General features: G+C 69.7%; 25 protein-coding genes. 10 read left to right on the forward strand and 15 right to left on the reverse strand.

Translation table 11 applies throughout. The annotated features are described in order from the left end of the window. Window positions 1–16: 16 nt before the first annotated feature. From ABZ863_RS14485 to ABZ863_RS14500, 4 genes are read right to left on the reverse strand one after another with little or no spacing between them, the layout of a single operon-like run. Window positions 17–781 carry a putative hydro-lyase gene (locus ABZ863_RS14485; RefSeq protein WP_358535390.1) on the reverse strand — a complete coding sequence of 255 codons (765 nt, stop codon included), beginning with the start codon at window positions 779–781 and terminating at the stop codon, window positions 17–19. A gap of 18 nt (window positions 782–799) precedes the next feature. After that, the gene (locus tag ABZ863_RS14490) at window positions 800–1,660 is read right to left on the reverse strand and encodes a biotin-dependent carboxyltransferase family protein (RefSeq protein WP_358535244.1); all 861 of its coding nucleotides are present in this window, start codon (window positions 1,658–1,660) and stop codon (window positions 800–802) included. Next, entirely contained in the window at window positions 1,657–2,268 is a 612-nt protein-coding gene (locus ABZ863_RS14495; RefSeq protein WP_358535246.1) for an allophanate hydrolase subunit 1, read from the reverse strand. Before ABZ863_RS14495 ends, ABZ863_RS14490 begins: the two co-directional genes overlap by 4 nt. 2 nt (window positions 2,269–2,270) lie before the next feature. Beyond that, the gene (locus ABZ863_RS14500) at window positions 2,271–3,521 is read right to left on the reverse strand and encodes an NRAMP family divalent metal transporter (protein ID WP_358535248.1); all 1,251 of its coding nucleotides are present in this window, start codon (window positions 3,519–3,521) and stop codon (window positions 2,271–2,273) included. 120 nt (window positions 3,522–3,641) lie between these two features. Here ABZ863_RS14500 and ABZ863_RS14505 point away from each other — a divergent pair, with 120 nt between their 5' ends. Next, window positions 3,642–4,340 (forward strand): GntR family transcriptional regulator, encoded by a 699-nt coding sequence (locus tag ABZ863_RS14505; protein ID WP_358535250.1) that lies wholly within the window; start codon window positions 3,642–3,644, stop codon window positions 4,338–4,340. Here ABZ863_RS14505 and ABZ863_RS14510 read toward each other — a convergent pair. Both ABZ863_RS14510 and ABZ863_RS14515 read right to left on the reverse strand, forming a co-directional pair. After that, window positions 4,325–5,239: a DNA-3-methyladenine glycosylase 2 family protein gene (locus ABZ863_RS14510; RefSeq protein ID WP_358535252.1), complete on the reverse strand. Its 915-nt coding sequence runs from the start codon at window positions 5,237–5,239 to the stop codon at window positions 4,325–4,327. The genes ABZ863_RS14505 and ABZ863_RS14510 overlap by 16 nt on opposite strands. Further along, window positions 5,229–6,308: an NDP-sugar synthase gene (locus ABZ863_RS14515; RefSeq protein ID WP_358535254.1), complete on the reverse strand. Its 1,080-nt coding sequence runs from the start codon at window positions 6,306–6,308 to the stop codon at window positions 5,229–5,231. The genes ABZ863_RS14510 and ABZ863_RS14515 overlap by 11 nt, the downstream gene beginning before the upstream one ends. A 150-nt stretch (window positions 6,309–6,458) precedes the next feature. Here ABZ863_RS14515 and ABZ863_RS14520 point away from each other — a divergent pair, with 150 nt between their 5' ends. Next, window positions 6,459–6,827, forward strand: a complete 369-nt coding sequence (locus tag ABZ863_RS14520) for a hypothetical protein (RefSeq protein ID WP_358535256.1) — start codon at window positions 6,459–6,461, stop codon at window positions 6,825–6,827. 142 nt (window positions 6,828–6,969) lie between these two features. Next, window positions 6,970–7,263, forward strand: coding sequence for a hypothetical protein (locus ABZ863_RS14525; RefSeq protein WP_358535258.1), 294 nt, complete (start codon window positions 6,970–6,972; stop codon window positions 7,261–7,263). Window positions 7,264–7,291: 28 nt separating this feature from the next. Here ABZ863_RS14525 and ABZ863_RS14530 read toward each other — a convergent pair whose 3' ends face one another. The 3 genes from ABZ863_RS14530 to ABZ863_RS14540 all read right to left on the reverse strand — a co-directional run bounded on the left by ABZ863_RS14530 (window position 7,292) and on the right by ABZ863_RS14540 (window position 10,662). Then, on the reverse strand, window positions 7,292–8,155 hold the full coding sequence (locus ABZ863_RS14530; RefSeq protein ID WP_358535260.1) for a glycosyltransferase family 2 protein: 864 nt from the start codon (window positions 8,153–8,155) through the stop codon (window positions 7,292–7,294). A gap of 231 nt (window positions 8,156–8,386) precedes the next feature. Further along, a complete protein-coding gene (locus tag ABZ863_RS14535; RefSeq protein ID WP_358535392.1) occupies window positions 8,387–9,520 on the reverse strand; it encodes a glycosyltransferase family 1 protein in 1,134 nt (377 codons plus the stop codon). 71 nt (window positions 9,521–9,591) lie between these two features. After that, window positions 9,592–10,662, reverse strand: a complete 1,071-nt coding sequence (locus ABZ863_RS14540) for a glycosyltransferase family 1 protein (RefSeq protein WP_358535262.1) — start codon at window positions 10,660–10,662, stop codon at window positions 9,592–9,594. 17 nt (window positions 10,663–10,679) lie between these two features. On the opposite strand from ABZ863_RS14540, the gene ABZ863_RS14545 reads away from it, so the two are divergent. The 3 genes from ABZ863_RS14545 to ABZ863_RS14555 all read left to right on the forward strand — a co-directional run bounded on the left by ABZ863_RS14545 (window position 10,680) and on the right by ABZ863_RS14555 (window position 15,249). Next, window positions 10,680–11,588 carry a glycosyltransferase family 2 protein gene (locus tag ABZ863_RS14545; protein WP_358535264.1) on the forward strand — a complete coding sequence of 303 codons (909 nt, stop codon included), beginning with the start codon at window positions 10,680–10,682 and terminating at the stop codon, window positions 11,586–11,588. A 66-nt stretch (window positions 11,589–11,654) separates the two neighbouring features. Continuing rightward, entirely contained in the window at window positions 11,655–14,171 is a 2,517-nt protein-coding gene (locus ABZ863_RS14550) for a glycosyltransferase (RefSeq protein ID WP_358535266.1), read from the forward strand. After that, entirely contained in the window at window positions 14,164–15,249 is a 1,086-nt protein-coding gene (locus ABZ863_RS14555) for a glycosyltransferase family 1 protein (RefSeq protein ID WP_358535268.1), read from the forward strand. The genes ABZ863_RS14550 and ABZ863_RS14555 overlap by 8 nt, the downstream gene beginning before the upstream one ends. 151 nt (window positions 15,250–15,400) lie before the next feature. Here the strand turns inward: ABZ863_RS14555 and rfbD are convergent, their stop codons facing one another. Together rfbD and rfbB are read right to left on the reverse strand one after the other, a co-directional pair. Then, window positions 15,401–16,309 carry a dTDP-4-dehydrorhamnose reductase gene (rfbD, locus tag ABZ863_RS14560; RefSeq protein WP_358535269.1) on the reverse strand — a complete coding sequence of 303 codons (909 nt, stop codon included), beginning with the start codon at window positions 16,307–16,309 and terminating at the stop codon, window positions 15,401–15,403. A 5-nt stretch (window positions 16,310–16,314) separates the two neighbouring features. Further along, window positions 16,315–17,307, reverse strand: coding sequence for a dTDP-glucose 4,6-dehydratase (rfbB, locus tag ABZ863_RS14565; RefSeq protein WP_358535394.1), 993 nt, complete (start codon window positions 17,305–17,307; stop codon window positions 16,315–16,317). Window positions 17,308–17,454: 147 nt separating this feature from the next. Here rfbB and ABZ863_RS14570 point away from each other — a divergent pair, with 147 nt between their 5' ends. The 4 genes from ABZ863_RS14570 to ABZ863_RS14585 all read left to right on the forward strand — a co-directional run bounded on the left by ABZ863_RS14570 (window position 17,455) and on the right by ABZ863_RS14585 (window position 21,598). Continuing rightward, window positions 17,455–19,047, forward strand: a complete 1,593-nt coding sequence (locus ABZ863_RS14570; RefSeq protein WP_358535271.1) for an LCP family protein — start codon at window positions 17,455–17,457, stop codon at window positions 19,045–19,047. A 42-nt stretch (window positions 19,048–19,089) separates the two neighbouring features. Then, a complete protein-coding gene (locus ABZ863_RS14575) occupies window positions 19,090–20,382 on the forward strand; it encodes an LCP family protein (protein WP_358535273.1) in 1,293 nt (430 codons plus the stop codon). Window positions 20,383–20,391: 9 nt separating this feature from the next. Beyond that, entirely contained in the window at window positions 20,392–21,099 is a 708-nt protein-coding gene (locus ABZ863_RS14580) for a TIGR03089 family protein (RefSeq protein WP_358535275.1), read from the forward strand. Between the two features lie 70 nt (window positions 21,100–21,169). After that, complete coding sequence (locus ABZ863_RS14585) at window positions 21,170–21,598, forward strand: DUF6194 family protein (protein WP_358535277.1); 429 nt, start codon at window positions 21,170–21,172, stop codon at window positions 21,596–21,598. Window positions 21,599–21,666: 68 nt separating this feature from the next. Here ABZ863_RS14585 and ABZ863_RS14590 read toward each other — a convergent pair whose 3' ends face one another. The 4 genes from ABZ863_RS14590 to ABZ863_RS14605 all read right to left on the reverse strand — a co-directional run bounded on the left by ABZ863_RS14590 (window position 21,667) and on the right by ABZ863_RS14605 (window position 26,412). After that, a complete protein-coding gene (locus ABZ863_RS14590) occupies window positions 21,667–22,911 on the reverse strand; it encodes a hypothetical protein (RefSeq protein WP_358535279.1) in 1,245 nt (414 codons plus the stop codon). A 191-nt stretch (window positions 22,912–23,102) separates the two neighbouring features. Continuing rightward, the gene (locus tag ABZ863_RS14595) at window positions 23,103–24,263 is read right to left on the reverse strand and encodes an acyl-CoA dehydrogenase family protein (RefSeq protein WP_358535281.1); all 1,161 of its coding nucleotides are present in this window, start codon (window positions 24,261–24,263) and stop codon (window positions 23,103–23,105) included. 432 nt (window positions 24,264–24,695) lie between these two features. Then, window positions 24,696–25,196, reverse strand: coding sequence for a 5-(carboxyamino)imidazole ribonucleotide mutase (gene purE, locus ABZ863_RS14600; protein WP_358535283.1), 501 nt, complete (start codon window positions 25,194–25,196; stop codon window positions 24,696–24,698). A gap of 34 nt (window positions 25,197–25,230) precedes the next feature. Further along, on the reverse strand, window positions 25,231–26,412 hold the full coding sequence (locus ABZ863_RS14605; protein WP_358535285.1) for a 5-(carboxyamino)imidazole ribonucleotide synthase: 1,182 nt from the start codon (window positions 26,410–26,412) through the stop codon (window positions 25,231–25,233). Window positions 26,413–26,429 lie beyond the last annotated feature (17 nt).

Here is a 26,429-nt window from a genome sequence, read left to right on the forward strand (position 1 = left end):
CGCGCGAGTTGCCCGCTCAGTACAGCTGGAACTGCACGTCGCGCAGGTCGGTGATCGCCATGTGGCCGGGCGCGTGCCCGATGGCGAACGAAGGCTTGGACCGCATCACGGCCGCCTGCGGGGTCACACCGCAGGCCCAGAACACCGGGATCTCCCCCGGGCGGATCTCCACGGGGTCACCGAAGTCCGGGCTGGCCAGATCGTCCAGACCGAGCAAACCGGGCGCTCCAATGTGGACGGGCGCACCGTGCACCGCCGGGTAGCGCGCCGTCACCCGCACCGCGGTCGCAACCAGCTCGGCGGGGATGGGCCGCATCGACACGACGAGCGGGCCGGCGAGCTTGCCCGCCGGACGGCACTCCCGGTTGGTCCGGTACATCGGAACGTTCGAGCCTGCATCTATGTGCCGTACCGGGACACCCGCGTCGAGCAGCGCCGCCTCGAAGGTGAAGCTGCACCCGATCAGAAACGTGACCAGGTCGTCCCGCCAGACATCCACGACCTCGGAGCGTTCATCCACCAGCGCACCGTTGCGGTACACGCGGTAGGCGGGCAGGTCGGTACGCAGGTCGCCGGAGAAGATCGACGCGCTGGTCTCCCCTGGTTCGGTCACATCGAGCACCGGACACGCCTGGGGGTTGCGCTGGGCGAAGAGCAGGAAATCGTAGGCGTCCTCGCGGGGCAGGCTGAGCAGGTTGGCCTGTGTCCATCCTGGACAGTAACCCGCGGTCGGAACCCGCAGTCCGGCACGGAACTTCGCCCTGGCCTCGGCTGGTGTCAACATCATCGTTCTCCCCTTCTACGCACGGCGGAAGCGCACCCGCATTCCGGGCCGCGCCTGCGCTGCTCGGTCGACGTCGGCCGCCACGACGACAGCGATCACCGGATAGCCGCCGGTGACGGGATGATCAGCGAGGAACAACGTCGGCCTGCTGGACGGCGGCACCTGTAACGCGCCGACGACCATGCCCTCGCTGGGCAGTTCCTCGTCCCGGACACGGGCGAGGGCGGGACCGTCGAGACGGATCCCGATGCGGTTGCTCTGCGATGCCACCTCGTACGGCTCGCTCAGCAACGTCGCGAGCGCACTCTCCGCAAACCAGTCCGCACGTGGACCGGGCACCACGGCGAGTTCGATCTCCTCCACCGGCAGGCAAACCGCCGGCGCGAAGTCGGTCGCCGGGTACTGCCGTGGCGCAGGGCCGACCGGCAGCACCGTGCCCGGGCGCAGCGGTGGCGGTCCGAGCCCGGAGAGCAGATCGCACGACCGCGACCCCAGTACGGGGTCGACGGCGATCCCACCACGAACAGCCAGGTAGCTGCGCAGCCCGCGCTCGGGCAGACCGAGCCGCAGCTCGGCGCCGGCAGGCACCCGCAGCACCGTGTTCAGCGCAGCGGCTCGGCGGCCCACCGTGACTGGGCACGGCGCCCCCGTCACCGCGACGGTCAGATCGCGGCGTGCCACAGCGGCGAACCCGCCGAAGGTGACCTCAACGGCGGCTGCACCCTCCACATTGGCGACGAGCCGGTTCGCAAGACGCAGCGAGCTGCGGTCGGCGGCACCCGACATCCCGACCCCGATACCGGCCAGCCCAGGACGTCCGAGGTCCTGCACTGTCGACAGTGGACCGGTCGCGAGCACCTCCAAGCCGTGGCTCACTCCGCCTCCTCGAAAACCACACGTACGCCCGGGCGGAGCAGCGCGGGCGGATCGCGGTCGGCCTGCCACATCGCCGCCTCGGTGCGCCCGATGAGCTGCCAGCCACCCGGCGACTCGCGCGGGTACACACCCGTGAAGTTTCCCGCGAGCGCCACCGCACCCGTGGGGACCCTGGTGCGGGACTCTGCCCGCCGCGGCACCTCCAGCAGCGCCGAACCACCGGTGAGATAACCGAAACCGGGAGCGAACCCACCAAATGCGACTGTCCACTCCGCACCAATGTGCTCCACGACGACCTCACGCTCGGTGAGCCCGGTCAGCTCGGCGACTTCGGCGAGGTCCGCGCCGTCGTAGATCACCGGGAGCCGCACGAGCTCGCTCTGCTGCCGGGCGACATCGACGGGACGGACCGCGCGGACCGCCCGCTCGACCTCGGACACATCGGCACGCAACGGATCGAGCCGCAGCAGCAGCGTCCGCGCCGCGGGCACGAGGTCGATGACCCCGGCAGGTGGGTCGGCTTCGAGTGCCGCGTGCAGCGCCCTGACCGCGACGAGGTCGTCGAGCTCGACCAGCAGCCCGGAATCGGCACAGGGCAGGAGACGCATCCTCAGCTCCACAAGTCGGCGATCCCGCTGAGCGAGTTCCAGCCTAGGTACAGCGTCAGCAGCCAGGCCAGCAGCCCGACGATCAGCAGCCACCGCGGGTACCGGTAGCCGCCGAGCAGGTCCTGGCGCCGCGCGGCCACCCACATCAGCACACCGAACCCGACCGGCAGGATCAGACCGTTGAGCGCGCCGGCCAGGATCAGCAGGGTGGTGGGCGCCTGGTCGAGCAGAAGGAAAGCCGCCAGTGACACCGCGATGAACCCGCCGACCAGCCAGTTCTGCCGCTTCTTGAGCGCAGGTGAGAACGTCACCACGAACGACACCGACGTGTAGGACGCGCCGATCACCGACGTGATCGCCGCCGCCCACAACACGATTCCGAACAGGCGCAGCCCCACCTCACCGGCTGCATGCGAGAAGGCATCCGCTGCCGGGTTGGCATCGGCCAGTGTGACGCCACCGGCCACGACGCCGAAGATCGCGAGGAACAGCACAACACGCATCACGCCCGTGACGAGCAACGCGGTGATCGAACTGCGCGACACCTGCCGCACCTGGTCGGGGCCGGTGACCCCGGAGTCGATGAGCCGGTGCGCGCCCGCGTAGGTGATGTAGCCGCCCACCGTGCCACCGATCAGCGTGGTGATCACCAGGAAGTCGACGGTGTCGGGGAGCACCGTCTGCCGTAGTGCCTCGCCGACCGGCGGACCCGACACGATCGCGACATATGTGGTCAGCCCGATCATCAGCACACCCAGCACCACGACGAGCCGGTCCATCGCGATACCGGCCCGCTTGCTGAGGAAGATCCCGATCGCGATGACCGCGGAGATCGTGCCACCGATCTTGACGTCCAGCCCGAACAGTGCATCCAGCCCCAGCGAGGTGCCTGCGACGTTGCCGATGTTGAACACCAGTCCGCCCAGCACCACCAGCCCCGCCATCACGTACCCGACGCCGGGCAGCACGCGGTTGCCGAGGTCCTGCGCGCGCATCCCGGACACCCCGATGACCCGCCAGGTGTTCAGCTGCACGGCGATGTCCACGATGATCGACAGCACGATCGCGAAGGCGAAAGCCGCGCCCAGTTGCGCGGTGAACGTCGTCGTCTGCGTGATGAAGCCTGGTCCGATCGCGCTCGTGGCCATCAGGAAGATCGCACCGAGCAGCGCACCACGCTTCGTCGCGGACTTGACCGCTTCTGTCGCCCCAGTGCTGGTGTCTCGCGTCCGCGTGCTGAATTCCTCGGCCATGAACAGACCTCCCATCGCAGTTGATGTTCGGACGAAGGTACTGAATTGTTGAACAATCCTGCAAGACTCTTGTGCAACTTCCTTGTTAAGCTGCGGGTCGACATCGGGATCGGAGGGTGCATGACCGCCACAGACCCGTGGGTGGAGCTACTCACGGGCGACCGCTCGCTGCTCGACCGCACGAGCACGGCCGAACGCGTCGCCGACGTCCTGCGGCAGCGCATCATCGAAGGCGGGCTCCCGCCGGGTACCCGGTTGTCCGAGGGAAGCGCCGGGCGCGCGCTGTCGGTGTCCCGCAACACGTTGCGCGAGGCATTCCGGCTGCTGGTGCACGAGCGCCTGCTGGTGCACGAGTTCCACCGGGGGGTGTTCGTTCGCGTGTTGAGCGTCGACGATGTGCAGGACCTCTACCGCACGCGGCGCCTACTCGAGGTTGGTGCCATCCGCTGCGCCGGGACCGCAGCGCCCGAGCAGATCGCGGCCGTCGTCGCCGAGGTGCAGGCCGCTGTTCAGGCCGCTGCTGAGGAGCGCTGGCTCGACGTCGGGACAGCGAACATGCGGTTCCACCAGGCAATTACGGCCCTCGCCTGCAGTCCACGACTGGACGAGATCATGCGACAGGTGGTCGCGGAGCTACGGCTCGGTTTCCATGTGATGTCCCGGCCACGGGAGTTCCACGAGCCCTACATCGTGCTGAATCGAGGCATCACCGACCTGCTCAGCCGCGGTGAGTTCGGCGAGGCCGAACGCCTGCTCGAGACCTACCTCAGTGAGGCCGAGGCACAGCTGGTCCAGGCCTACCGTCAGATGGCGCGGTAGTCCCGGACGGCGTGCCGCGGGCCGAACCGCGGCCGGGAGAACCCTGCGGCCTCCAGGTATCGCACCACGCGCTGGCGCTGCGGAGCGTACGGTGCGAGCTCCGCGTGCATACCCTCGTCGTCGAGTGCTCTGCCGACGAGCGCGTGCCCGACGACCGCCGGGATGTGGAAGTCGCCGAAACTGACCGCATCCGGATCGCCCCATGCCCTTTGGGCGATCTCCGCGGCCGTCCACACGCCGATGCCGGGAACCTTCCGCAGCAGGGCCCGCCCCTCAGCACCGCGCAACTCGACCGCCTTCTCCAAGCGGTGGGCGACAGCCGCCGCTCCGAGCAACGCGCGCCTGCGGGCCAGGTCGACACCGAGCTTGTGCCAGTTCCACTCCACAATGGACCGGATGGCAGCGGGTGTCGGTGGCACGCGCATTCCGGCCGGCGCGGGGCCAGGGGCCGGCTCACCGAACCACCGGCACAGCTCACGCCACGACCGGCGCGCCTCGTGACCGGTGACCTTCTGCTCCAGTACCGCAGGGATCAGCACGTCCCACACCCGCCCGGTCGCGCCGAGCCGGAGCAGCGGCAAGCGCCGCCTGGCCCAGGCGACGGCATCGTGGTGGGCGACGAAACCGGTGTCGTCATCGTCGGCGCCCAGCAGCGCGGGCACCCCGTCGAGCATGATCCGCGCGCCGCGACCCCACGCCTTCGCCTCGACAACACCGCCGGTGCGGCAGGCGAGAACCAGCGTCGCGGCGCCCTCGGCGGTGTTGCCGGTGAGCCACACCCGGCCCGCGTCGTCCTTGCGCAGGCAGGGGTCGGCCCGTCCCCGCCGCAGCGGCGCGAGGCCTGTGGCGAGGTCGACTGGGAACGTCGGCTCCCAGACCCGAGCCGATTCAGGCGTCACTGGAGAACCGGATCGATCCCGGCGGCAGCTCGACATCCGGCCAAACCCTCGCGCCGTCGATCAGCTCGCACCGCGCGCCCACCGAGGAACCGTCACCGAGCACGGCCCCGCGCACGACCGCACCGGCACCCACACGCGCACCGGCACCAACGACCGATCGCTCCACCACGGCTCCATCTTCCACCCGCGCCCCGGCGAAGAGAACGGAGCCGGAGACCTGCGCACCCGCACCGACGACGGAACCGGCACCGAGCGTGGAGCCTCCTGTCACCTTCGCGTCCTCCGCCACCTCGGTGTCGTCCAGCCGCAGTGCCTCGCCGACCGGCCCCGGCAGGGCCGACGTCGGCGCGATGCCACGGACCAGATCGGCCGAACCACGCACGAACGCCTCCGGCGTACCCACATCGAGCCAGTAGGAGCTGTCCACGAAGCCGTGCACATGCGCGCCCGCGGCGAGCAAGCCCGGAAAGGTCTCACGCTCGACCGACACCGGGCGTCCCGCGGGAATGGACTCGATCACCTCTCGGCGGAACACGTAGCAGCCCGCGTTGATCTGGTCGGTCGGCGGGTTCGGGGTCTTCTCCAGAAACGCCGTCACCCGCCCGTTTTCGTCGGTGGGCACCGAGCCGAACCGGCTGGGGTCGGCGACCCGCTGAAGATGCAACGTGACGTCGGCACCACTGTCGCGGTGCGTGCCGACCAGCGCACCGAGATCGGCACCCGAGAGGATGTCGCCGTTGAAGATCAGCACGTCATCGGCACGGAGCCGGTCCGCGACGTTGCGGATCGCACCGCCGGTGTCGAGCGGCTCCTCCTCGACGACGTAGTCGATCTCCAGCCCCAGCGCGGAACCGTCACCGAAGTGGTCCTCAAACACCTCGGCCCGGTACGAGGTGCCGAGCACGACGTGGGTGATCCCCGCCGCACGGATGCGCGACAGCAGGTGCGACAGGAAAGGCGCACCGGCGATCGGCAGCATGGGCTTCGGCGCCGAGAGCGTGAGCGGGCGCAGCCGGGTACCTTTGCCGCCGACGAGGATCACCGCATCGGCTCCGGAAACGGATGTCATCGCGAGCACCTTCTCTTTCTAGCGCCCGCCAGCAAACCGGCGACAAACCGGGGGAAACGCTGACGGTAACCGGCCGGAGGCCCTACCCTAGACAGCAACGCGGCGGCCCCGGACAGAGAGGGCCTCGGTGAAGTACGGGGAGGCGAGGGCATGGACCCCCGCGATCGGGCGAACGCCGTGCTATCCCGAGCACAGGCGCGCGCGGGCGTGGTGACGCCGGACAACATGACGTCGCCGATGGATGCCGCGAACACCCAGCAGATCCCGGGTGCGGTGGTACGGCAACTGGACGAGGGGCAGGACCCCGATACGACGACCAAGCTGCCCGCGTCGATGATCGCGAGCAACGACAGCCATCTGGCTGAGTCACCGCCGACCTCGCGGATCGATCCACCGCCACCGCGGCAGGACCTGGCACGCGAACCGGAGTTCGAGCAGACCGAGATCAGCGGTTTGGTCCCGACCACGCGCGCCGTGCCCTCCCGGTCGAACGTCGCCCGCCGCCTCGAAGGCCTGTGACTCCCGTAGCGCACCGACACTGTCCCTTGTGTCCGGTCGGTGAGCTGCACCATTGATGGTTGGTGCGCACCGACTCGCGTTCGCTTCTCGTTCGCCCTGGCTTCGATGATCGAAAGGCCATCCACTCCAGGGAGGAATCACAATGAAGCGGACCATCCGCACCACGGTCGCCGGGCTGTTCACGGGCGTGCTCGCCGCCGGCGCGCTCGCCCTCGCCGCCGTCCCGGCCGGCGCTGACAACTACGGTAGCGACCTCGACGGTGAGGGCTACGGCGTTACCGGTGACGCCCACATCACTGGCGACAACTGGAGCCTCAAGGACCTCAAGGACCTTGACGACCTCGATGACCTTGACGACCTTGACGACCTTGACGACCTTGACGACCTTGACGACCTTGACGACCTCGACAGCACCCCCAACGGCGTGTGCTGCTGACCGATCAGCACCAGTGCCTGGGGACCCGTCAAGCGCGGCGGGTCTCCAGGCGCAGCCGTACCGCAAGGCCGATCCGGATGACGGCGAGCGCTGGCTTCCACAGCAGCCCGCGGTGCCGGTCGGCGAGGTAGCGGTAGGCGCTGTCGTGGTGCGCGGCGAGCATCCGCGCCGACGCCTTCGACGTCGCCTGTCCACCTATGTGCATGACACCGGCCGACGGGATGTAGACGTTGAGCCAGCCCGCTTTGCCCAGCCGGTCGCCGAGGTCGACGTCCTCGAAGTACATGAAGTAACGCGGATCGAAGCCGTCGACCGAGTCGAATGCGGCGCGCCGGACGAGCTGACACGAACCGGACAGCCACTCGGCAGTGCGCTCGGCCGGTTGCGCCTTCTCCTGCCGGTAGGCGCGAGTCCACGGGTTGCCGGGCCAGACCTTGCCGAAGAGTGCGTGGCCGATGCCGCGACCGAGCGAGGGCAGCAACCGCGCCGACGGGTACACCGTGCCGTCGGGTTCCCGGATCAGCGGGCCGAACGCGCCGCCGCGCGGCCACCGCTTGGCAGCGTCGAGGAGCGTGTCGAGCGAGCCGGGATCCCATTCGAGGTCCGGGTTGGCGATGACCACCCAGCCGATGTCATCGCCCAGCTCGGCGACGCCCCGGTTGACGGCCGCACCGTAACCGAGGTTCGCGCCGGTGCTCACCAACTGCACGTTGGCGCGCTCGGCGGCCTTCTCGGGCGCACCATCAACGGACCCGTTATCGGCAAGCACCACGTGGACGTCCCGGTCGGTGGCCTTGTCGAGCGTGTCGAGGAAACGCTCGAGCGTCTCGCCGGGCGAGTACGTCACGGTCACCACGGCGACGCCGTCGCCGTACGTCTTCGGCTCGGTCACGCTGCCATTGTGCACGTGTCACGGTCGGTAGCTCAGCACCGGGCAAGATGTGCGGGGCGCTGGATTCCGGGACCACCGTAACGCCGACGACGAACGGAAGCTGTGGATCGCTGTGACAAGCGAAAAGCCCGCGAGACGACCGTCCGGACACGTCACGGGCTTTCCTACTCGGCTCTACCGGAACCTCGCCCCAGCGGGCTACAACCAGCCGCAACCAGGCACAACCAGCAGTCACGCCGAGGCAGCGCGGTGCCGGTGCCAGGCCAGCTCGTATGCGACCCGGTGTCGCTCGGCGCTCAACGCCCAGGAGAACTCCTTCGCCCTGCGTTGCGCGGCCTCGGCAAGCGCCGCGCGCCCCGACGGGTCGGCGAGCAGTTCCCGCAACGCCGCCGCGACATCACCGGCGCCCACGCCGCAGTACGCCACCGCGTCGCCGCCGACCTCCGGCAGCGCGAGCCTGCGCGTGGTGAGGACGCAGGCCCCCGACGCCATCGCCTCGAGTACGGGCAACCCGAACCCCTCCCCCAGGCTCGGGTACGCGACGAGCTCGGCACCGCCGAGGAACCCGGCAAGCGTCTCGAAAGGCAGGTACCCGGCCCGGATCACGCGCAGCCGATGCGGTACGGCGTCGAGCGCGTTCTCCACCTGCCGGTCCCAGCCGGGCTGCCCCGCGAGCACCAGCGCGGGGGGATCGGGCTGGTCGGCCACCGCGAGCGCGAAACCACGGATGAGCGCCGGTACGTTCTTGCGGGGCTCGAGCGCACCGAGGAACGCCACATAAGGCATGTTGCCCAACCCGACGGCATCGCGAGCCGCGCGGATCTCCTCGGGCGAGGGCGGGTGGAAGCGTTCGGTGTCCACGCCGTGTTGGATGATCTCCAGGTCGGCCCGGCGTCCCCGGGTGACGCGCGCCAGCTCCTCCGCCGTCGCGGCGCTCGGCACGACGCACAGCGACGCCCGGCGCAACGCGGTGGTCGTCCACGCACGGAAGAACCGCGCCTTCACCGACGAGTGCAGTAACGCATCGGTGAAGAACGTCGCATCGTGCAAGGTCACGACAGATGCCGCCCGGCTGGCGAGCGGCATCGTGTAGTGCGGGGAGTGGACCACGTCCACGCCGAGTCTGCGGGCAAGCCGTGGCAGCGTTGTCTGTTCCCAGGTCAGCCGCGCCGTTCTGGTTGCGATCGTCTCCGCGGTCCGGACCACTCGCGAGGCCGGAGCGAGCTGGGCGAAGAGCTGTTCGTCCCGCGGCTGGCACACGACCGTGATGGCGGCTCCATCCCGGTCGAGGGCCGCGACCAGCGAGTCGACGTAGCGGCCAACGCCGCCACGGTCGGCTGGCACGGCCGTGGCGTCGATCAGCACGCGTGGTTCTGCCACCTGTGCAGACTACGGCCCCGCGCCGCTCGGACGGGAAGGATCCAACAAACTAGCGGTCAGCGTGACCCGGTGTGCACTGCCCAGACCGCCTCGGCGGCCCGCCGCCAGGAGAACGCCGACGCCCGTGCTCGCCCGGCCGCGGCGAGCTCGGCGGCTCGCTGCGGCGTCCAGAGCACCTCCCGAAGTGCCGCGCCCAGCGCTTCGGAATCGCCACGCGGCACCGTCACGCCGGCACCGCCGGCGACCTCGACGAGTGCCGGTACGTCGGAGTGCACGACCGGTACCCCCGTTGCCATGGCCTCCAGTACCGGCAACCCGAAACCTTCCGCCCGGCTGGGCGCGGCCAGCACACTCGCTCCCCGCAGCACGGTGCCGAGCTCGGCATCGGTGAGTCTGCCCAGTAACCGCACCTGCCCTTCGCGCAGCCCCGCCTCGCGGGCGAGGCGCAGTGGGTCCAGACCACCCCAGCCGGGCTGCCCGGCGAGCAGCAACGGCTCGGCGAGCCCGGCCATGGCCTTGATGAGCACATCGATTCCCTTACGCGGTTCGAGTGTGCCGACGGCCAGCACGTAGCGCTCGGGCAGATCGACCGGCGCTGGTGCGCCGAACTCGGTGACGCCGTGGCCGACGACGTGAACCGCCGCGGGGCCGGTGACGTACCCGGCGAGCTCGTGTGCGACCGCCTGTGTCGGCACCACGAGCGCATCCGCCCGCGCGGCTGCCCTGGCGATCATCGAGCGGTGCCAGCGCACCCCGCGTGCGGTGAGGGTCTGCGGATGCGTCCACGGCACGGTGTCGTGCACGGTCACCGACAGCGTCGCGCCCCGTGGGGCGCGAGGCGGCGCCAGCGGGGTCGGCGCGTGCACGGCGGCGCCGCCCGGCCACAACGGCAGCCCGTACTGCCATGCCGCGACCAGTCCACGTGGCGGCAACGGCAGCCGCCGGGGCCCGCGCACACCAGCCACGCGTGCGGCCTCGATGTCCGCGCGGGCTGCCACCACGCTGGACAGCGTCCACGCACTGGGCACCGTCGCAGCCAGCGCGCGCAGCAGCTCAGCCGTGTAGCGGCCGGTGCCACCGGGGACCGGGGCCAGCAGCTGCTCGGCGATCACGACTAGTTCGGGCACGGCGCTATTCTGCCCGCGTGCTCCGGACCACCGTCGTCGTCGTCACCTGGCGTGGCGCGGCACACCTCGCCGACTGCCTCGACGCGCTCGCTGCGCAGGATCGTCCACACCGGACGTTGGTGGTCGACAACGCGTCCGACGACGGCACGGCCGAGTTGCTCGCGAGGCACCCGTCCCGCCCGGAGGTACTCCGCCTGCCCCGAAATACCGGCTACGCCGGCGGTATCGCGGCCGCATTGTCCCGTGTGGACACCGAGTACGTTGCCTGGCTCAACGACGATGCGGCACCGGAACCGGGCTGGCTGGCGGCACTGGAGAAGGCGATGCGGCCTGGCGTCGCCGCCGCGGCATCGCGCCTGGAGTACCCGGACGGCACGGTGCAGTCGCTCGGCGTCGGGCTGACGGCGCTTGGCTACGGCGCCGACCTGACGGCACCCGGCACGCCGTTCGGGTTCTGCGGGGGCGCCGCGCTGCTGCGCACGGCTGTGCTGCGAGACACAGGCGGTGTACCGGCGAGCTTCTTCTGTTACTACGAGGACACCGACACCGCATGGCGGCTGCGGCTCACCGGCTGGGACATCGCCGCAGTGCCGGACGCGGTCGTGCGACATCGGCACGGTGCGAGCACCCGCCCGGGCTCGGCGCGGTTCCACCGGTGGAACGAGCGCAACCGGCTCCTCATGCTCCTGCGCTGCGCCCCACTGCCCGTCGCGTTGCGCGAATGGGTGCGTTTCGCAGGCATCACAGCGTCACTACCCGTACGCAGACGTGTACCGAAAGCCGCCAATTTCCGGCTCTTGTTGCGCTGCCGGGTGCTGGGCGAGGTCGCGATCCGGCTACCCGCAACGCTGCGTGAGCGCCGAGCGATCGGGACACGCGCCACCGTGAACCGAGGCGTCCTGTGGCGGCGCTGGACCTCCGGATAAGCTCTCTGGCCAAGGTGGGGACCGCGCTCGTCAGCAGCGCGGGAAGAGAAAATGAGGAGCGCGGCCTTGGCGCAGGGCGACACCACACAGCCGCTGGTCACAGTCATCGTGGTGAACTACCGCGGCGCCGACGACACGATCACCTGCCTGCGTGCCCTGGGGGAGCTGGACTACCCACGGGTGGAGATCATCTGCGTCGACAATGCCTCCCCTGGTGATGACGCCGCCCGCATCCGGGCGGCCGTACCGGGTGCCCGGATCATCGAGGCCGGGGCGAACCTCGGCTTCGCCGGCGGCTGCAACCTCGGCGCCGGTGAGGCGTCGGGCACCGTACTCGCGTTCCTCAACAACGACGCGCGCCCCGGCCCGGAGTGGATCAACGCGGCCGTGGCTGTGTTGCGTGCTGAGCCGACGGTAGGTGCCGTGGCCAGCAAGGTCCTCGACTGGGATGGCACCGGCACCGACTTCGTCGACGGCGGCCTCACCTGGTTCGGGATGGGCTACAAGCGCCACGCGGGTAGCCCGATCGCGGAGGTCCCTCGGGATGAGCACGAGCTCACCAAGGACGTGCTGTTCGGCACCGGCTCGGCGATGTTCGTACGGGCGGGCGTGTTCGCCGAGCTCGGCGGGTTCGACGAGCGGTTCTTCATGTTCTACGAGGACGTCGACCTGGGCTGGCGCATGAACCTGCGCGGCTGGCGGGTGCGCTACGTACCCGAGTCGATCGCCTACCACCGGCACCACGGCACGATGTCCGCAGTGGACACACCGGACAGCGGCCGGGAGACCTTCCTGTTGGAGCGCAACGCTTTGTGCGCGCTCTACAAGAACCTCGCCGACGAGACACTGGCCAAGGCACTGCCCGCCGCGCTGGCCCTGACGGTGCGCCGGGCCACCGCGCGGGGCGAGCTCGATGCCACACAGCTCGACCTCCAGCGCGGAGTGGGTCCCGCCGAGACCGATCCGGTCCCGGTGCCACGCAGTGCGCTGGCCGGCGTGCTGGCCGTCGACCAGTTCGTGGAGCTGCTGCCCGCACTCGCCGAGGCGCGCGCCACCGAGCAGGCGGCGCGTGTCCGTACCGACGCAGACCTGCTGCCGCTGCTGCGCAACGCACTGGAGCCCGCCTACCCGTTGCCGCGCTACCTCGCGGCACACGACATCCTCGTCGCGGTCTTCGGCATCCAGGAGGCGTTCGGTCAGCGCCGCAAGGTGCTCGTGATCACCGGGGACGCGATCACCGAGCGCATGGCGGGGCCGGCGATCAGGGCCTGGAACATCGCCAGCGTGCTCGCCGGTGAGCACGACGTCCGGCTCGTGACCGTGAACCCGCTGGCGGACCCACCGCCCGCTCCGTTCCGGGTGAGCGCGGCCTGCCGCCGTGACCTGATGGAGCCCATCGCGTGGGCCGACATCGTGATCCTGCAGGGCCACGTGCTGGAGCTGGCACCGGCGCTCAAAGAGGAGTACGCACACAAGATCGTGGTGTGCGACCTGTACGACCCAATGCATCTGGAGCTGCTCGAACAGGGCAAGGATGCGCCCGACGACCGGCGGGCCGCCGACCTCGCCGGCGTCACCAAGGTGCTCGACGCCCAGCTCGAACGCGGCGACTTCTTCGTGTGCGCCTCGCAGCGCCAGCGTCACTTCTGGCTGGGCCACCTCGCCGCGCTCGGCAGGCTCTCCCCCCGGCTCTACGACGCGGACCCGACCACGCAGTCACTGCTGTCGGTGGTGCCCTTCGGCCTGTCGCCGCAGCCGCCGCAGCGCACGGGGCCCGGCCTGCGGGCAAGTCTGGACGGGATCGCCGAGACCGATCACGTCGTGCTGTGGGCGGGGGGCGTGTACAGCTGGTTCGACCCGCTGACGCTGGTGCGGGCGATCGAACGGCTGAGCACCCGCCGTCCGGACGTTCGGCTGGTGTTCCTCGGCATGCGGCATCCGAATCCGGAGGTCGCGGAGATGGACATCGGCTCGCGGACGATCCGCCTCGCCGACTCGCTCGGCCTCACCGGCAAGCACGTGTTCTTCAACGAGCAGTGGGTGCCCTACGACGAACGGCAGAACTGGCTGCTCGACGCGGACTGCGGGGTGACCACGCATTTCGAGCACGTCGAGACGACGTTCGCGTTCCGCACCCGGGTGCTGGACTACCTGTGGGCCGGGCTGCCGATCGTGACCACCGACGGGGATGCGTTCGCGGACCTCGTGCGCAGCGAGAACCTGGGCGTGGTGGTGCCCGCGGAGGACGTCGAGGCTCTCGCGGACGCATTGGAGCGTTCGTTGTACGACACCGAGTTCGCGAACGGCTGCCGGGAGCGGATCGCCGCTGTCGCGCAACGCTACACCTGGCCACGCGTGCTCGAACCGCTCGTGGAGTTCTGCCGGAACCCGCGGCCAGCGGCCGACCGGCTTCCCGGCGCGACGGACCTGGCGCTGGCGGAACCGTTGCGGGGCAAGGAACTCGTGCGCCGCGACCTCGCGCTGATCAGGGAGTACCTCGCGGACGGTGGCCCGGTGGAGCTCGCGCGGCGCGCGAGCGGGCGGGTCCGCAAACTAGCTCGCCGGGGACTGCGCCGTGGCTAGGGCCGACCTGCGCGTACTGCTGGACGGCACCCCGCTGCTGGGCGACCGCACCGGCATCGGGCGCTACACGGCGTCACTGTCCGAAGAGCTCGCTTCACTGTCCGGAGTGGACACGCGCGCGGTTGCGTTCACGTTGCGCGGCTGGCGCAAGCTACGCAAGGTGCTGCCGCACGGGGTGCGTGCCCGCGGGATGCCGGTCGCCGCACGGCTGCTGCGCAAGACGTGGCTGCGCTCGACCTTCCCTCCGGTGGAGCTGTTCGCCGGGCCGACCGACGTCGTGCACGGCACCAATTTCGTGTTGCCCGGTACCTTCCGCGCCGCCGGCGTGCTCACGATCCACGACCTGGCGTTCTTCGACGCGCCGGACGAGCTGCCGCCGAGCGACGCCGAGCTGCCGCAACTCGTGCGCCGGGGCGCCACGCGCGCCGACGTCATCTGCACGCCGACCGCGGCTGTCGCGGACGCGGTCGCCGAGCGGCTGGACGTTGACCGTGGCAAGATCGAGATCACGCCGCTCGGCGTTGACGCAGGCTGGTTCGCCGCGCGCCCGCCGAGTGAGGATGTGCGGGAACGGCTGGGCCTGCCGCCCCGGTATCTGTTGTTCGCCGGGGCGGCGGGCCCGCGCAAGGGCCTCAGCTGGCTGATGAAGGCCCACGCGACCGACGCCGACCTTCCGCCGCTGGTGTTCGCCGGTCCTGGCACCTTCCCCGCGTCCGACCGTACCCAGCACGTCGGCTATCTGTCCGATCTGGACCTCCAGCGCGTCGTGGCCGGTGCCTCCGCACTGGTGCTGCCGTCCCGCGACGAGGGCTTCGGGTTGCCGATACTCGAGGCGATGGCCTGCGACGTGCCGGTGGTCTGCACGGACGTTCCCGCGCTGCGGGAAGTGTCCGGCGGGCTCGCGCACCTGGTGCCCTACGGCGACGTCGACGGGCTGACCAGCGAGCTTCGGGCGGCCGTGTCCGAACCGAACGCGGCGTCCACGGCGGCGACCCGCCGGGCACACGCGGCGAGCTTCACCTGGCGGCGCTGTGCCGAGGCAACCGTGACTGCCTACCGCAAGGCCGTGGACGCCTAGCACGCCGGAGCGGGCGACTCGCGCGCCAGACCGGGGGACTCGCGCGCCAGACCGGGGGACTCGCCGACCGCAGCGGGCAACTCGCCCGCCAGACCGGGGGACTCGCCGACCGGAGCGGGCGACTCGCCGACCGCAGCGGGCAACTCGCGCGTCAGGCCGTGCGCAGTGCCGCGCCGTGCTCGGCGAAGTAGGCCGCGAGCGCCTCGCGCCACGGGCGCAGGGGCGTGAGCCCCTCCTCAGCCGACGCGACACCGGAGAGCACCGAGTACGCGGGGCGCGGTGCTGGCCGCGGGAACTCGGCGGTCGTGCAGGGACGCACCCGGTCGGGATCGGCGCCCAGCTCCTCGAAGATCGCCCGCGCGAACCCGAACCAGGTCGTGTCGCCGCCGCCTGTGCAATGCAGGACCCGCCGCGCGGGCCCCTCCCCCACCGCAATGCGCCCTGCGAGTTCGAGCAGCCCGGCGGCCAGGTCGGCAGACCACGTCGGCGAGCCATGCTGATCGTCCACAACGGACACCTGATCGCGTTCGCTTTCCAGGCGCACCATGGTCTTCACGAAGTTGACACCGCCGGCCCCGTACACCCAGGCGGTGCGCACCACCCACGCCCGCGCGCCGGAACCGAGGACGGCGTCCTCCCCGGCCGCCTTGGTCCTGCCGTAAGCGCTGCGCGGGCCGAGTGGGGAGTCCGGTTCGTACGGCTGAGTCGCGTCGCCGCCGAAGACGTAGTCGGTCGAGACGTGCACCAGCGGCACCCGGCGCGACGAGCAGACCGCGGCGAGCACGCGCGGCCCGTCCGCATTCACGGCGAACGCCCGAGCCTCGTCGCACTCCGCCGCGTCCACGGCGGTATAGGCGGCGGCGTTGATGACGACGGGGAACCGGCCTGCCGCGTGTGCGGACTCGGCGAGCTGGGTCACCGCATCGACAATGGCGCCGGGCCGGGTCACGTCGAGTTCCGCGGAACCGGGTGCGCGCACCTCCACGTCGTCGCTCGCGCGCGCGGCGAGGTCGCGCCCGAGCTGGCCTGAGCCGCCAGGAACGAGAACAGCCAAAGCCATGGTGCCTACCCTCCGGTGATCGCGGCGCGGGACTTGAGGGGCTCCCACCATGCCCGGTTCTCCGCGTACCAGCGCACAGTGTCGGCCAGACCGGTCGCGAAGTCGATCCGGGGACTGTAACCCAACTCGGTACTGATCTTGCCGATGTCCACGGAGTAGCGCCGATCGTGCCCCTTGCGGTCCGCCACCGGGCGCACCATCTCCCAGCCCGCACCGACCTCGCCCAGCAGGCGCTCGGTGAGCTCCCGGTTCGTCAGTTCCGTGCCGCCGCCGATGTTGTAGATCTCCCCTGGCCTGCCGGACTCGGCGACGAGCTGGATGCCGTGACAGTGATCGTCCACATGCAGCCAGTCACGCACGTTGAGACCGTCGCCGTACAGCGGCACCGGAATCCGGTCGAGCAGGTTCGTCACGAACAGCGGGATGACCTTCTCCGGGAACTGGTACGGGCCGTAGTTGTTCGAGCACCGCGTGACGCACACGGCGAGCCCGTAGGTCCGGTGGAACGCGCGGGCGAGCAGGTCCGACGAGGCCTTGGACGCCGAGTACGGCGAGTTGGGCTCGAGGATGTGGTCCTCGTGCCATGAGCCCCCCTCGATCGAGCCGTACACCTCGTCCGTCGACACGTGGACGAACTTCTGCACTCCCGCGTCCAGTGCAGCCTGCAGCAATGTCTGGGTACCGAGCACGTTGGTGAGCACGAAGTCGGCGGCGCCGAGGATCGAACGGTCCACATGGGACTCAGCGGCGAAGTGCACGACGAGGTCGACGCCCTTCATCACAGTGGTGACCACGCCGGCGTCACAGATGTCGCCACGCACGAAACGCAACCGGGTACTGTCCGCGACCGGCGCGAGGTTGGTCTCGCTGCCTGCGTAGGTCAGCTTGTCCAGCACGACCACCTCGGCGTCGCGCAGCGCCGGGTACGCGCCGGTGAGCGCCTGCCGCACGTAGTGCGATCCGATGAAACCGGCACCTCCGGTCACCAGGACCCGCATCTTGTCCGCCTCCTCCAGCTGGTTCGCGCAGTTTGCCATGTCACGCCGTCGGGGAAACGTTTCATCCAGGCAACGTTTCGTGATCGAACGGTGTTCTCACAAGTAGATCAGTAATGTGGAACGGGGTATCGACGGGGAGGAGCACACGTGACCGGCTCGCCGCGGGTACCGGTCGAGGAGGCGGACGCGGCGGTGCCGGACACGACGACGGGCACGCCCACTCCGGCCGGACGCCCCAGGCGGAGGGCGGGCGCCTTCGTTCTACTGGGCGGCAAGGTCGTCATCTCACTTCTCTCCGTAGCCATGCTCGCGCTCACCTTCTACGGCTGGCAGTTCGTCGGCAGTGTCAACTCCGGGCTCACGACGACCGACGTCTTCGACGGCGAACAGGACCCGCAGGCGGTGCCGCTGGACGGCGCGATCGACATCCTGCTCGTCGGGCAGGACAGCCGCACTGACGCGCAGGGCAACCCGCTCCCCCAGGAGGTCCTCGACAGGTTGCATGCCGGCGAGGCGACCGGCGAGCGGCAGACCGACACGATGATCCTGGTGCACATCCCGCAGGACGGCACGCGGGCTGTCGCCATCTCGTTCCCGCGTGACTCGTGGGTGGAGCTCGCGGGCGGTTACGGCAATCACAAGCTCAACAGCGCTTTCGTCTACGCCTACAACGACACCTTCAACACACTGCTGCAACAGGGCGAGGACGACCTGCAGGCCGCCGATGAGCAGGCCAAGGTCGCGGGGCGCCGGAACCTGATCGCCACCATCGAGCAGCTACTCGGCAAACCCGGCCTCATCGATCGCTACGCCGAGGTCAACCTGGCGAGTTTCTACGAGGTCACCAACGCACTCGGCGGCGTGGAGGTGTGCCTGAACAACGCGGTGCGGGAGCGCAACTCCGGTGTGAACCTGCCGGCGGGACGGCAGAGCCTCCAAGGCGTGCAGGCGCTCGCGTTCGTCCGGCAGCGCTACGGGCTGGAGAACGGTGACCTCGACCGCATCGCGCGGCAGCAGGCGTTCCTGTCCGGCCTGGTGCGCAAGATGCTCTCCGCCGACGTCCTGCTCAACCCCGCCAGGCTCAGCGATGTGGTGGGGGCGGTGCAGAAGTCCGTGGTGCTGTCAAAGGACTGGGACCTGCTGCAGTTCGCCGCGCAGATGCGCAACCTCAGCGGTGGCAACGTCGAGTTCCACACGATCCCGGTCCTCGGCAACGCGATGATCGGTGGCGCCGCTGTACTCGAGATCGACATCGACCAGGTGCGCCAATTCACCAACGGGCTGATCACGGGCGGGGAGGAACCGCCCTCCTCGACGACGCAGGTCGTCACAGGCGCCGAGGCGTACACGGCTGACATCTACAACGGTTCTGGCGATGCCAACCTCGGACCCGAGGTGCGGCACCTGTTGCAACAGAAGGGTTTCCAGGGCGAAAGTTCGGCCACAGTGGACACTCTAAACCAGACTGTCGTGCGCTACTCCCCCACCGACGACGGCGCGGTGGCGCTGATCCAGCAGGCACTCGGCGCCGACATCCTCACCGAGTCCGACGCCGAGGTGCCGTCCGGCCAGCTCCAGGTGTTCCTCGGCAGCGATTTTCACCTCGGCGCAGAAGTGGCGCCCGCGGCCAACATCGCCAGCGGCGGCGCGCAGTTCCTCACCCAGGCGAACCTGAGCCGCCAAGCGCAGGACACGACGGAGGAACCAATAACCGCCGGGGATGTGCCGTGCGTCAACTAAGCTGGTCGACCGGGATCGCACGCGGGGTGGGGAGGAGCCAGCGTGGACGAGGGCGAGGCGAGACGCGAGGCGTCCGAGCCGTCCGCGGAGGACACCGGGCAGGCAGCCGCCGACCCCGCGGACACTCCTGAGCGGCCGGTCCCGACCCCGTACCCGCGCTCGGCTGATCCCGCGCCCGCCGATCCGCCCCGACGTCTGCGCAGGGTCCTGCGCGGCGCCACCCGCACGGCCGTGGCGCTGCTGTCGGTCAGCGCGCTGGCCGCCACCGGCTTCGCCTACACGACGCTGGATCAGTTGCAGGACAACGTGCAGACCACCGACGCGCTCCAGCAGAACCACGGCGAGGAGCACGTCGCGCCGCCGCCTCCGGAGGACGACGGGGCCACCGACATCCTGCTCGTCGGCGCCGACTCCCGCACCGACATGCGGGGCAACCCGCTTCCGCTCGACATGCTCAAGGAGCTACGCACGGAGAGCAAGGACGGCGTCAACACCGACACCTTGATCATCCTGCGTATCCCGAAGGACGGCGGCAAGCCGGCTGCCGTCTCGATCCCGCGGGACACCTGGGTCGACGTGCCGCAAGGCGGCCAAGCGAAGATCAACTCTGCGTACGGGGCGGCGAAAGTGGCCGCCACGACGCGGTTGCGGGCCGAGGGCATGACCGACAGCGCCGAGGTCGAGCGGGAGTCGAACCAGGCCGGGCGCCGAGCGCTGGTCGCCGCGGTGCAGGACTTCACCCAGGTCCGCATCGACCACTACGCCGAGGTGAACCTACTCGGGTTCTACCTGCTCACCGAGGCTCTCGGCGGCGTGGAGGTGTGCCTGAACCACGCGACGGTGGACAAGGACTCCGGTGCGAACTTCGCCGCTGGCCCGCAGGTGGTGTCTGGTGGGGAGGCGCTGTCGTTCGTGCGGCAGCGCAAGAACCTGCCGCGCGGTGACCTCGACCGGATCGTCCGCCAGCAGGTGTTCCTGTCCTCGGCGCTGAAGCAGGTGCTCTCCGCCGGCACACTGACGAGCCCGGACCGCCTCGACCGGCTCACCGAGACCGTGTACCGGTCGTTGGTGCTCGACCCCGACCTGGACCTGCTGCGCTTCGCCGAGCAGGCAGAGGGCATCGCCTCCGGCGACATCGAGTTCGTGACGATCCCGGTCGTGCAGGTCGGCGCGCGCAGCGCGGACGGGCAGAGCATCATCACCGTCGACGTCGGGCAGGTCCGCACGTTCGTGGACGGGCTGGTGTCCCCTGTGACGCAGCAGCAGGGCGGCGGATCGGCACCGGCAGGCAGGCCAGAGTTGCTCGCCGCCGCAAGCGTTCCCTGCGTCAACTAAGTTGGCGTGGTGAGCCTGACCGAGCACCTGCTGCGTCCACTGTTGACCTCCGCCGCGGCACGGCCGCTGCTCACCCACTACGACGACGCGCTGGGCAGCCGCATCGAGCTGTCGGTCGCGACGCTGGCGAACTGGGCGGCCAAGACGGCGAACTGGCTGGTCGAGGAGTTCGACGTCGAAGCGGGCGACGATGTTGCCGTCGCGTTGCCTGCGCACTGGCAGACGGCCGGCGTGCTGCTCGGCGCCTGGTGGTGTGGTGCGCACGTGGTCGGCGACCCCAGCGGCGCCAGGGTGGCATTCGTCGGCCCGGACGCCGCCGTCGGCCAGGCCGACGCCACCGCGGTGGTGGCGCTCGACCCACTCGGCCGCGGGCTCGGCGGCTCGGTACCGGCAGGCGCGGTGGACTACCTGTCCGAGGCCCGCCTTGCCGGCGACGACTTCGCGCCGCTGTTCCCGATCGCCGGAGACACGCCTGTTCTCCTGGGCTCCACTGTGGACGATGTGCTCGCGCACGCCAAGACACGCGCAGGTCAGCTCGGCATCGGCGCCGGTGACCGGGTGCTCTCGACGCGGGAGTGGACGCTGCCGGACGGCGTGGTGGATGTCCTGCTCGCGCCGCTGTCCGCGGGCGCCCACCTCGTCCAGGTCACCAACCCCGCCGCCGAGAAGCTGCCCGGCCACCGAGCCGCGGAACGGACAACAGTCGAGGTGTCCTGAGCCCGTCACGCAAGTGATATACATCACTTGCATTGGGCGCCAATCGGCAATAATGTGCTCAATTGGCTCAGTGGATATTGATCAAATTCGTCAAGAACTCGCTTCTCACAGCGGCACTCGGCTTTTAGAAGCGCACGGAGACACCTTCGCGGTTTACGACCCGCGCGGTGATCTTCCGCCGGAGCGCCAAATGCCCTGGGCCACGATCGTCACCTCCGACACCTACGATGCGGCCTCAAACCTCGATCGACCCGGGGTGTTTCGGCTGAACATCGGATTGCCACGGACCCGATTTCGAGAACTGGTGAACCCTGCGGAAGAATACGACGCAACCGCTGTCGACGCCCTTTTCCCGCATCCGGTTTATGCCAGGCAGAACTGGGTGGGTGTGCTCAATCCGCAGCAGAGCTGGCCATTCGTTCGCGAACTGCTGGACGAGGCATATACATTCGCGGTCCGCAAATACGACAACACGGAGCAGCGCCGTACCCAGGTATAAAGGGAGGCGGCTGCGTCGAGGGTTCGACGCAGCCGCCCTCTGGTGTTGTCTCGAACCGTTGAACGTGATCAGGTGGTGGTGGCGGCCTCCTTGCGGCGGAAGACCAGCCATCCGCCACCGGCCAAGACCAGCGCACCGAGTGCGGCTTGCCAGGGCATCAGGGGTACCGGCGGGGTGGAGGTGTTGGTGATGGTGCAGGTGATGTCGTCACCGGGTTGCGGTGAGACCTGCTGGCTGGTGCCGGTTCCGGACGGCAGCGGGGTGCTGCTGCCGGTGGCGGCGTTGCTGCATGCCCAGGACTGGGCGTAGGCGCCAAGGTTGGTGCCGGTTTCGCTCAGCGTGTAGCCGGTGCCGTTCTCCCGCGGCAGCACGGTGAGTGCACCCGTGGACGCCGTGTTGCCGGTGCCCGTACTCGCTGTGCCCACGGGGGTGCCCTCAGGGGAGGTCACCGAGACGTCGAACGAGTCGGCGGCACCGGCGCGGCTGGCCACGTCCTTGTTCAGGGTGAGCTTGCTGGTCTGAATTCCGAAGGCCACACCTTCGCGGCCGGCGTGGTTGACGCTCTCGATCATCGTGACACGCATCGTCGTCGGCGACAGCGTTTTGAGAGTGAGCGCTCCGTAGCCGCCGATACCAGGGCCACCTCCGCTTCCCTGGCAGTCGACGAGACCCGTTCCGATCCCGGTCAGTGCCGTACCGCAGGTCGTTCTGGTGGGATCATCGGGATCGAGGCGGGTGAAGGGCGAGCTCGACTCGAATCGCATTTGCTCGTTGAGGCCGGTGGCCTCCGCATCGGCCGCAACCATCGCGAACCCCTGCACCTGCGCTCCGCTGGAGTCCCTGAGCGCGATGTTCTGCAGGAGCGCGGACCAGGCGCCGGACTGCACAGACTGCGTCGGGTACAGGGCCGGTTGGCCAGGAATCCCCGGATACAGCCCGGTCCCGAAATGGGCTGGCGGGTAGGTCGGGACTGGGCTCGATTGGATCGGTTGCGGCACGTAAGGCGCACCAACGTCAGTGATCCTCAGGTTGTAAGTAAGAACGTATCCCCCGGGCAGGCCGACAGTCATGTTCTGTCCGCCGGCGGTTCGTGCGGCTGGTTCGTTGAAGCCCGTCATATCGAGCCAGCAGATCGTGGATGCCTCAGGGCCGCTCGCCGCATACCCGCAGCCCACCGGCTGCTCTTCCTGCGCGGCGGCACCCGGTGCGACAGCCGTCATAGCGAGCGTCGCCACCCCGGCCACCGTGACCATGCCTCCCGCGATGCGGGCCAGCGCCCGCCCAGCTCTCCTGCTCAGTCGTGCTGGTAGCACGTAGTCCTCCTTTTGCCAACAGTCCTCGCCCCTTTGGAGCAAGCCGTCTAGAGGACCAGCGCAGCGCGACCGAACATGACGCCGGATACGCCGCGAACATGGAAACGGCCGCCCCTGGGTGAGGGCGGCCGTCTGGTGAGGTTACTGGGAGCTGAGGTCCTGGCCGAGCCCGATAACCAGAAAGAACGAACCTACTTGAGCAGCTGCCGCGCCATCACCATGCGCTGGATCTGGTTGGTTCCCTCATATATTTGGGTGATCTTGGCATCGCGCATCATGCGCTCGACCGGGAAGTCCCGGGTGTAGCCGGCGCCACCGAAGAGCTGCACTGCATCGGTCGTGACCTCCATGGCGATGTCGGAGGCATAGGCCTTCGCCGCGCTGGCCATGAAGCTCGCCCTGGCGTCGCCGCGCTCGGTGGCCGCGGCAGAGGCGTAGACCAGATGCCGGGCAGCCTCGATCTTGGTGCCCATGTCGGCCAGCATGAACTGCACGCCCTGGAACTCCGCGATGGCCTTGCCGAACTGCCTGCGGTCCTTGACATAGGCCACTGCCGCATCGAGCGCGCCCTGCGCGATTCCCAGCGCCTGCGCGCCGATTGTCGGGCGGGTGTGGTCGAGCGTGCGCAACGCGGTCTTCAGGCCGGTTCCCGGCTCGCCGATGATCCGGTCGGCCGGGATGGCGCAGTTCTCGAAGTAGATCTCGCGCGTCGGCGAGCCCTTGATGCCGAGCTTGCGTTCCTTCGGCCCCACCGAGAATCCCGGGTCGTCGGCATGCACGGCGAACGCCGAGATGCCGTTCGACTTCCTCTCCGCGTCGGGGTCGGTCACCGCCATGACCGTGTACCACTTCGACTCGCCGGCGTTGGTGATCCAGCACTTCGTGCCGTTGAGCACCCAGTGCGCCCCGTCCAGCCGCGCCCGCGTGCGCATTGACGCGGTGTCGGAACCGGCCTCGCGCTCCGACAGGGCGTAGGAGGCCGACGTCTCGCCGGAGGCGATCGACGGCAGGACGAGCTTCTTCAGCTCCTCCGACGCCGCCAGCAGGATGGGCTGTGTGCCGAGCTTGTTGACGGCTGGGATGAGGGAGGCAGACGCGTCGACCCGTGCGACCTCTTCGATCACAATGCACGCCGCGATCGCGTCGGCGCCCTGGCCGCCGTACTGCTCAGGAATGTGCACCGCGTTGAATCCGGTCTTGACCAGTGCGTCCCGCGCCTCGGCGGGGTAGCGCTCCTGCTCGTCGACCTCGGCGGCGTGCGGGGCGATCTCCTTCTCGGCCAACGCGCGCACCGCTGCGCGCAGCTCCTCGTGCTCCTCTGCGAGCTGGTAGAGCCCAGGACCCTCGGTCACCTCGCCACCTTTCTCCGGACGGTCGGCTACCAGTTTGGATGTTAGCGGCCGTTTACTCGGACGTCCGTGTGTTTTTGGCCGCACCTCTCCCCCGCGAGTCCCCCGTTCCGACGCGCGAGTCCCCCACCCAGGCACGCGAGTTGCCCGTCCAGGTCCGCGAAACGCCCGTCCAGGCACGCGAGTTGCGCGTTCCCGCTCGGCAGCAAAGCGGAGAACTGAAACACCGGCGCGTACTCGGCCACCCGATGAGGGGGTGGCGCGCCCAGCGGGCAACTCGCCTCCTGGACCGGGGAACTCGCGCGCAGGACCGGGGGACTCGCGCACCCGAACGGGCAACTCGCGCGCTGGAGCGGGGGACTCGCGCACCCGAGCGGGGGACTCGCGCACCGGACGGGGGGACTCGCGCGCCAGCGGGCACCCGGGCGCAGAGCGTCAGCGGGTCAGTTTTGCGCGCAGCGCGGCGTCCTTGTCCAGTACCAGCTGTTCCAGATCCGCCTGGAACGCGGTCATCCGCGCGCGCAGCGGCTCGTCGCTCGCGGCGAGGATGCGCACCGCCAGCAGGCCCGCGTTGCGCGCACCGCCGACGGACACCGTCGCCACCGGCACGCCTGCCGGCATCTGCACGATCGACAGCAGCGAGTCGAGGCCGTCGAGGTACTTCAGCGGCACCGGAACACCGATGACCGGCAACGGCGTGGCCGAGGCGACCATGCCGGGCAGGTGCGCCGCACCGCCGGCGCCCGCAATGATCACCTTGATGCCGCGGCCGGCAGCCGAGCGTGCGTAGTCGAGCATCCGCTGCGGGGTGCGATGCGCGGAGTAGACGCCGACCTCGTACGGCACCTGGAACTCGTCGAGCGCGGTCCCGGCGGCCTCGAGCACCGGCCAGTCCGAGTCGCTGCCCATGATCACGCCGACGACGGGGGCGGTCACGCTGTCACTCCTCAGTAGAAGTAATTCGAAAGGATCAGTGGATCTGGTAGCCGTCGAGCCATTCGGCATGCGATAGCCAGTGTGCGGCGAGCCGCGCACGCTGCCGCAGCTCGTCGGTCAGCGGCCCCAGCATGTTGACATGGCCGAGCTTGCGACCGGGCCGTTCCCCCTTGCCGTACAGGTGCACGCGCGCGTCGGGGAACCGCGCGAACAGGTGGTGCAGCCGCTCGTCCGGGCGCATTGCCGGGATCGTGCCTGCACCGAGGACGTTGGCCATCACGGTCGGCGACAGCAGGTCGGTCACGCCGAGCGGGTAGTCGAGCACCGCACGCAGGTGCTGCTCGAACTGCGAGGTGCGCGAACCGTCCATCGTCCAGTGGCCGGAGTTGTGCGGCCGCATCGCCAGCTCGTTCACCAACAGCCCGCCGTCGGTGTCGAACAGCTCGACCGCGAGCACGCCCACCACGTCGAGCTCGGCGGCGATCCGCAGCGCGATGTCCTGCGCATCCTGGGTCTGCCGCGCCGTCAGCCCCGGGGCGGGAGCCAGCACCTCGGTGTTGATGCCGTCCCGCTGCACGGTCTCCACGACCGGCCACGCCGCGCCCTGCCCGAACGGTGAGCGCGCCACGAGCGCGGCGAGCTCCCTGCGCATCCGGACCTTCACCTCGACGAGCAGCGCGGTACCCGCCTCCAGCAGCTCGGGCACGAGCCCGCGCGCGTCCTCCGGCGAGTCGACCATCCAGACACCCCGGCCGTCGTAACCGCCGGTCGCCGCCTTCAACACCACCGGCCAGCCGTGCGAGTCGCCGAACTTCACCAGGTCGTCCACTTCGGACACCTCGGCGAACGCGGGACCGGGGAAACCATGTGCCGACAACCGTTCCCGCATGAGCAGCTTGTTCTGCGCGAAGGCCAGCGCGCCGGGACCCGGCCGCAGCCGGAAGCCCTCCATCGCCAGCGTCAGCAGGTGCTCCCCAGGGACGTGTTCGTGGTCGAAGGTCACCACGTCGACGCCGCGCGCGAACGAACGCAACGCTTCCAGGTCGGTGTGGTGGCCGTACACCACCTCGCCGGCGACGAGGCCGGCCGAGTCGTGCTCACCGGCGGCGAGCACGCGCAGCGACTGACCGAGCGAGATGGCCGCCTGATGAGTCATCCTGGCGAGCTGGCCACCGCCGACCATGCCGACGACGGGGAGTCCGGTGCGAGTATCCATAGCGCAGCCCAGCTTAA

Origin of the sequence: Saccharomonospora sp. NPDC046836 (genome assembly GCF_040645195.1) — a bacterium.
GTDB lineage: Bacteria > Actinomycetota > Actinomycetes > Mycobacteriales > Pseudonocardiaceae > Prauserella_A.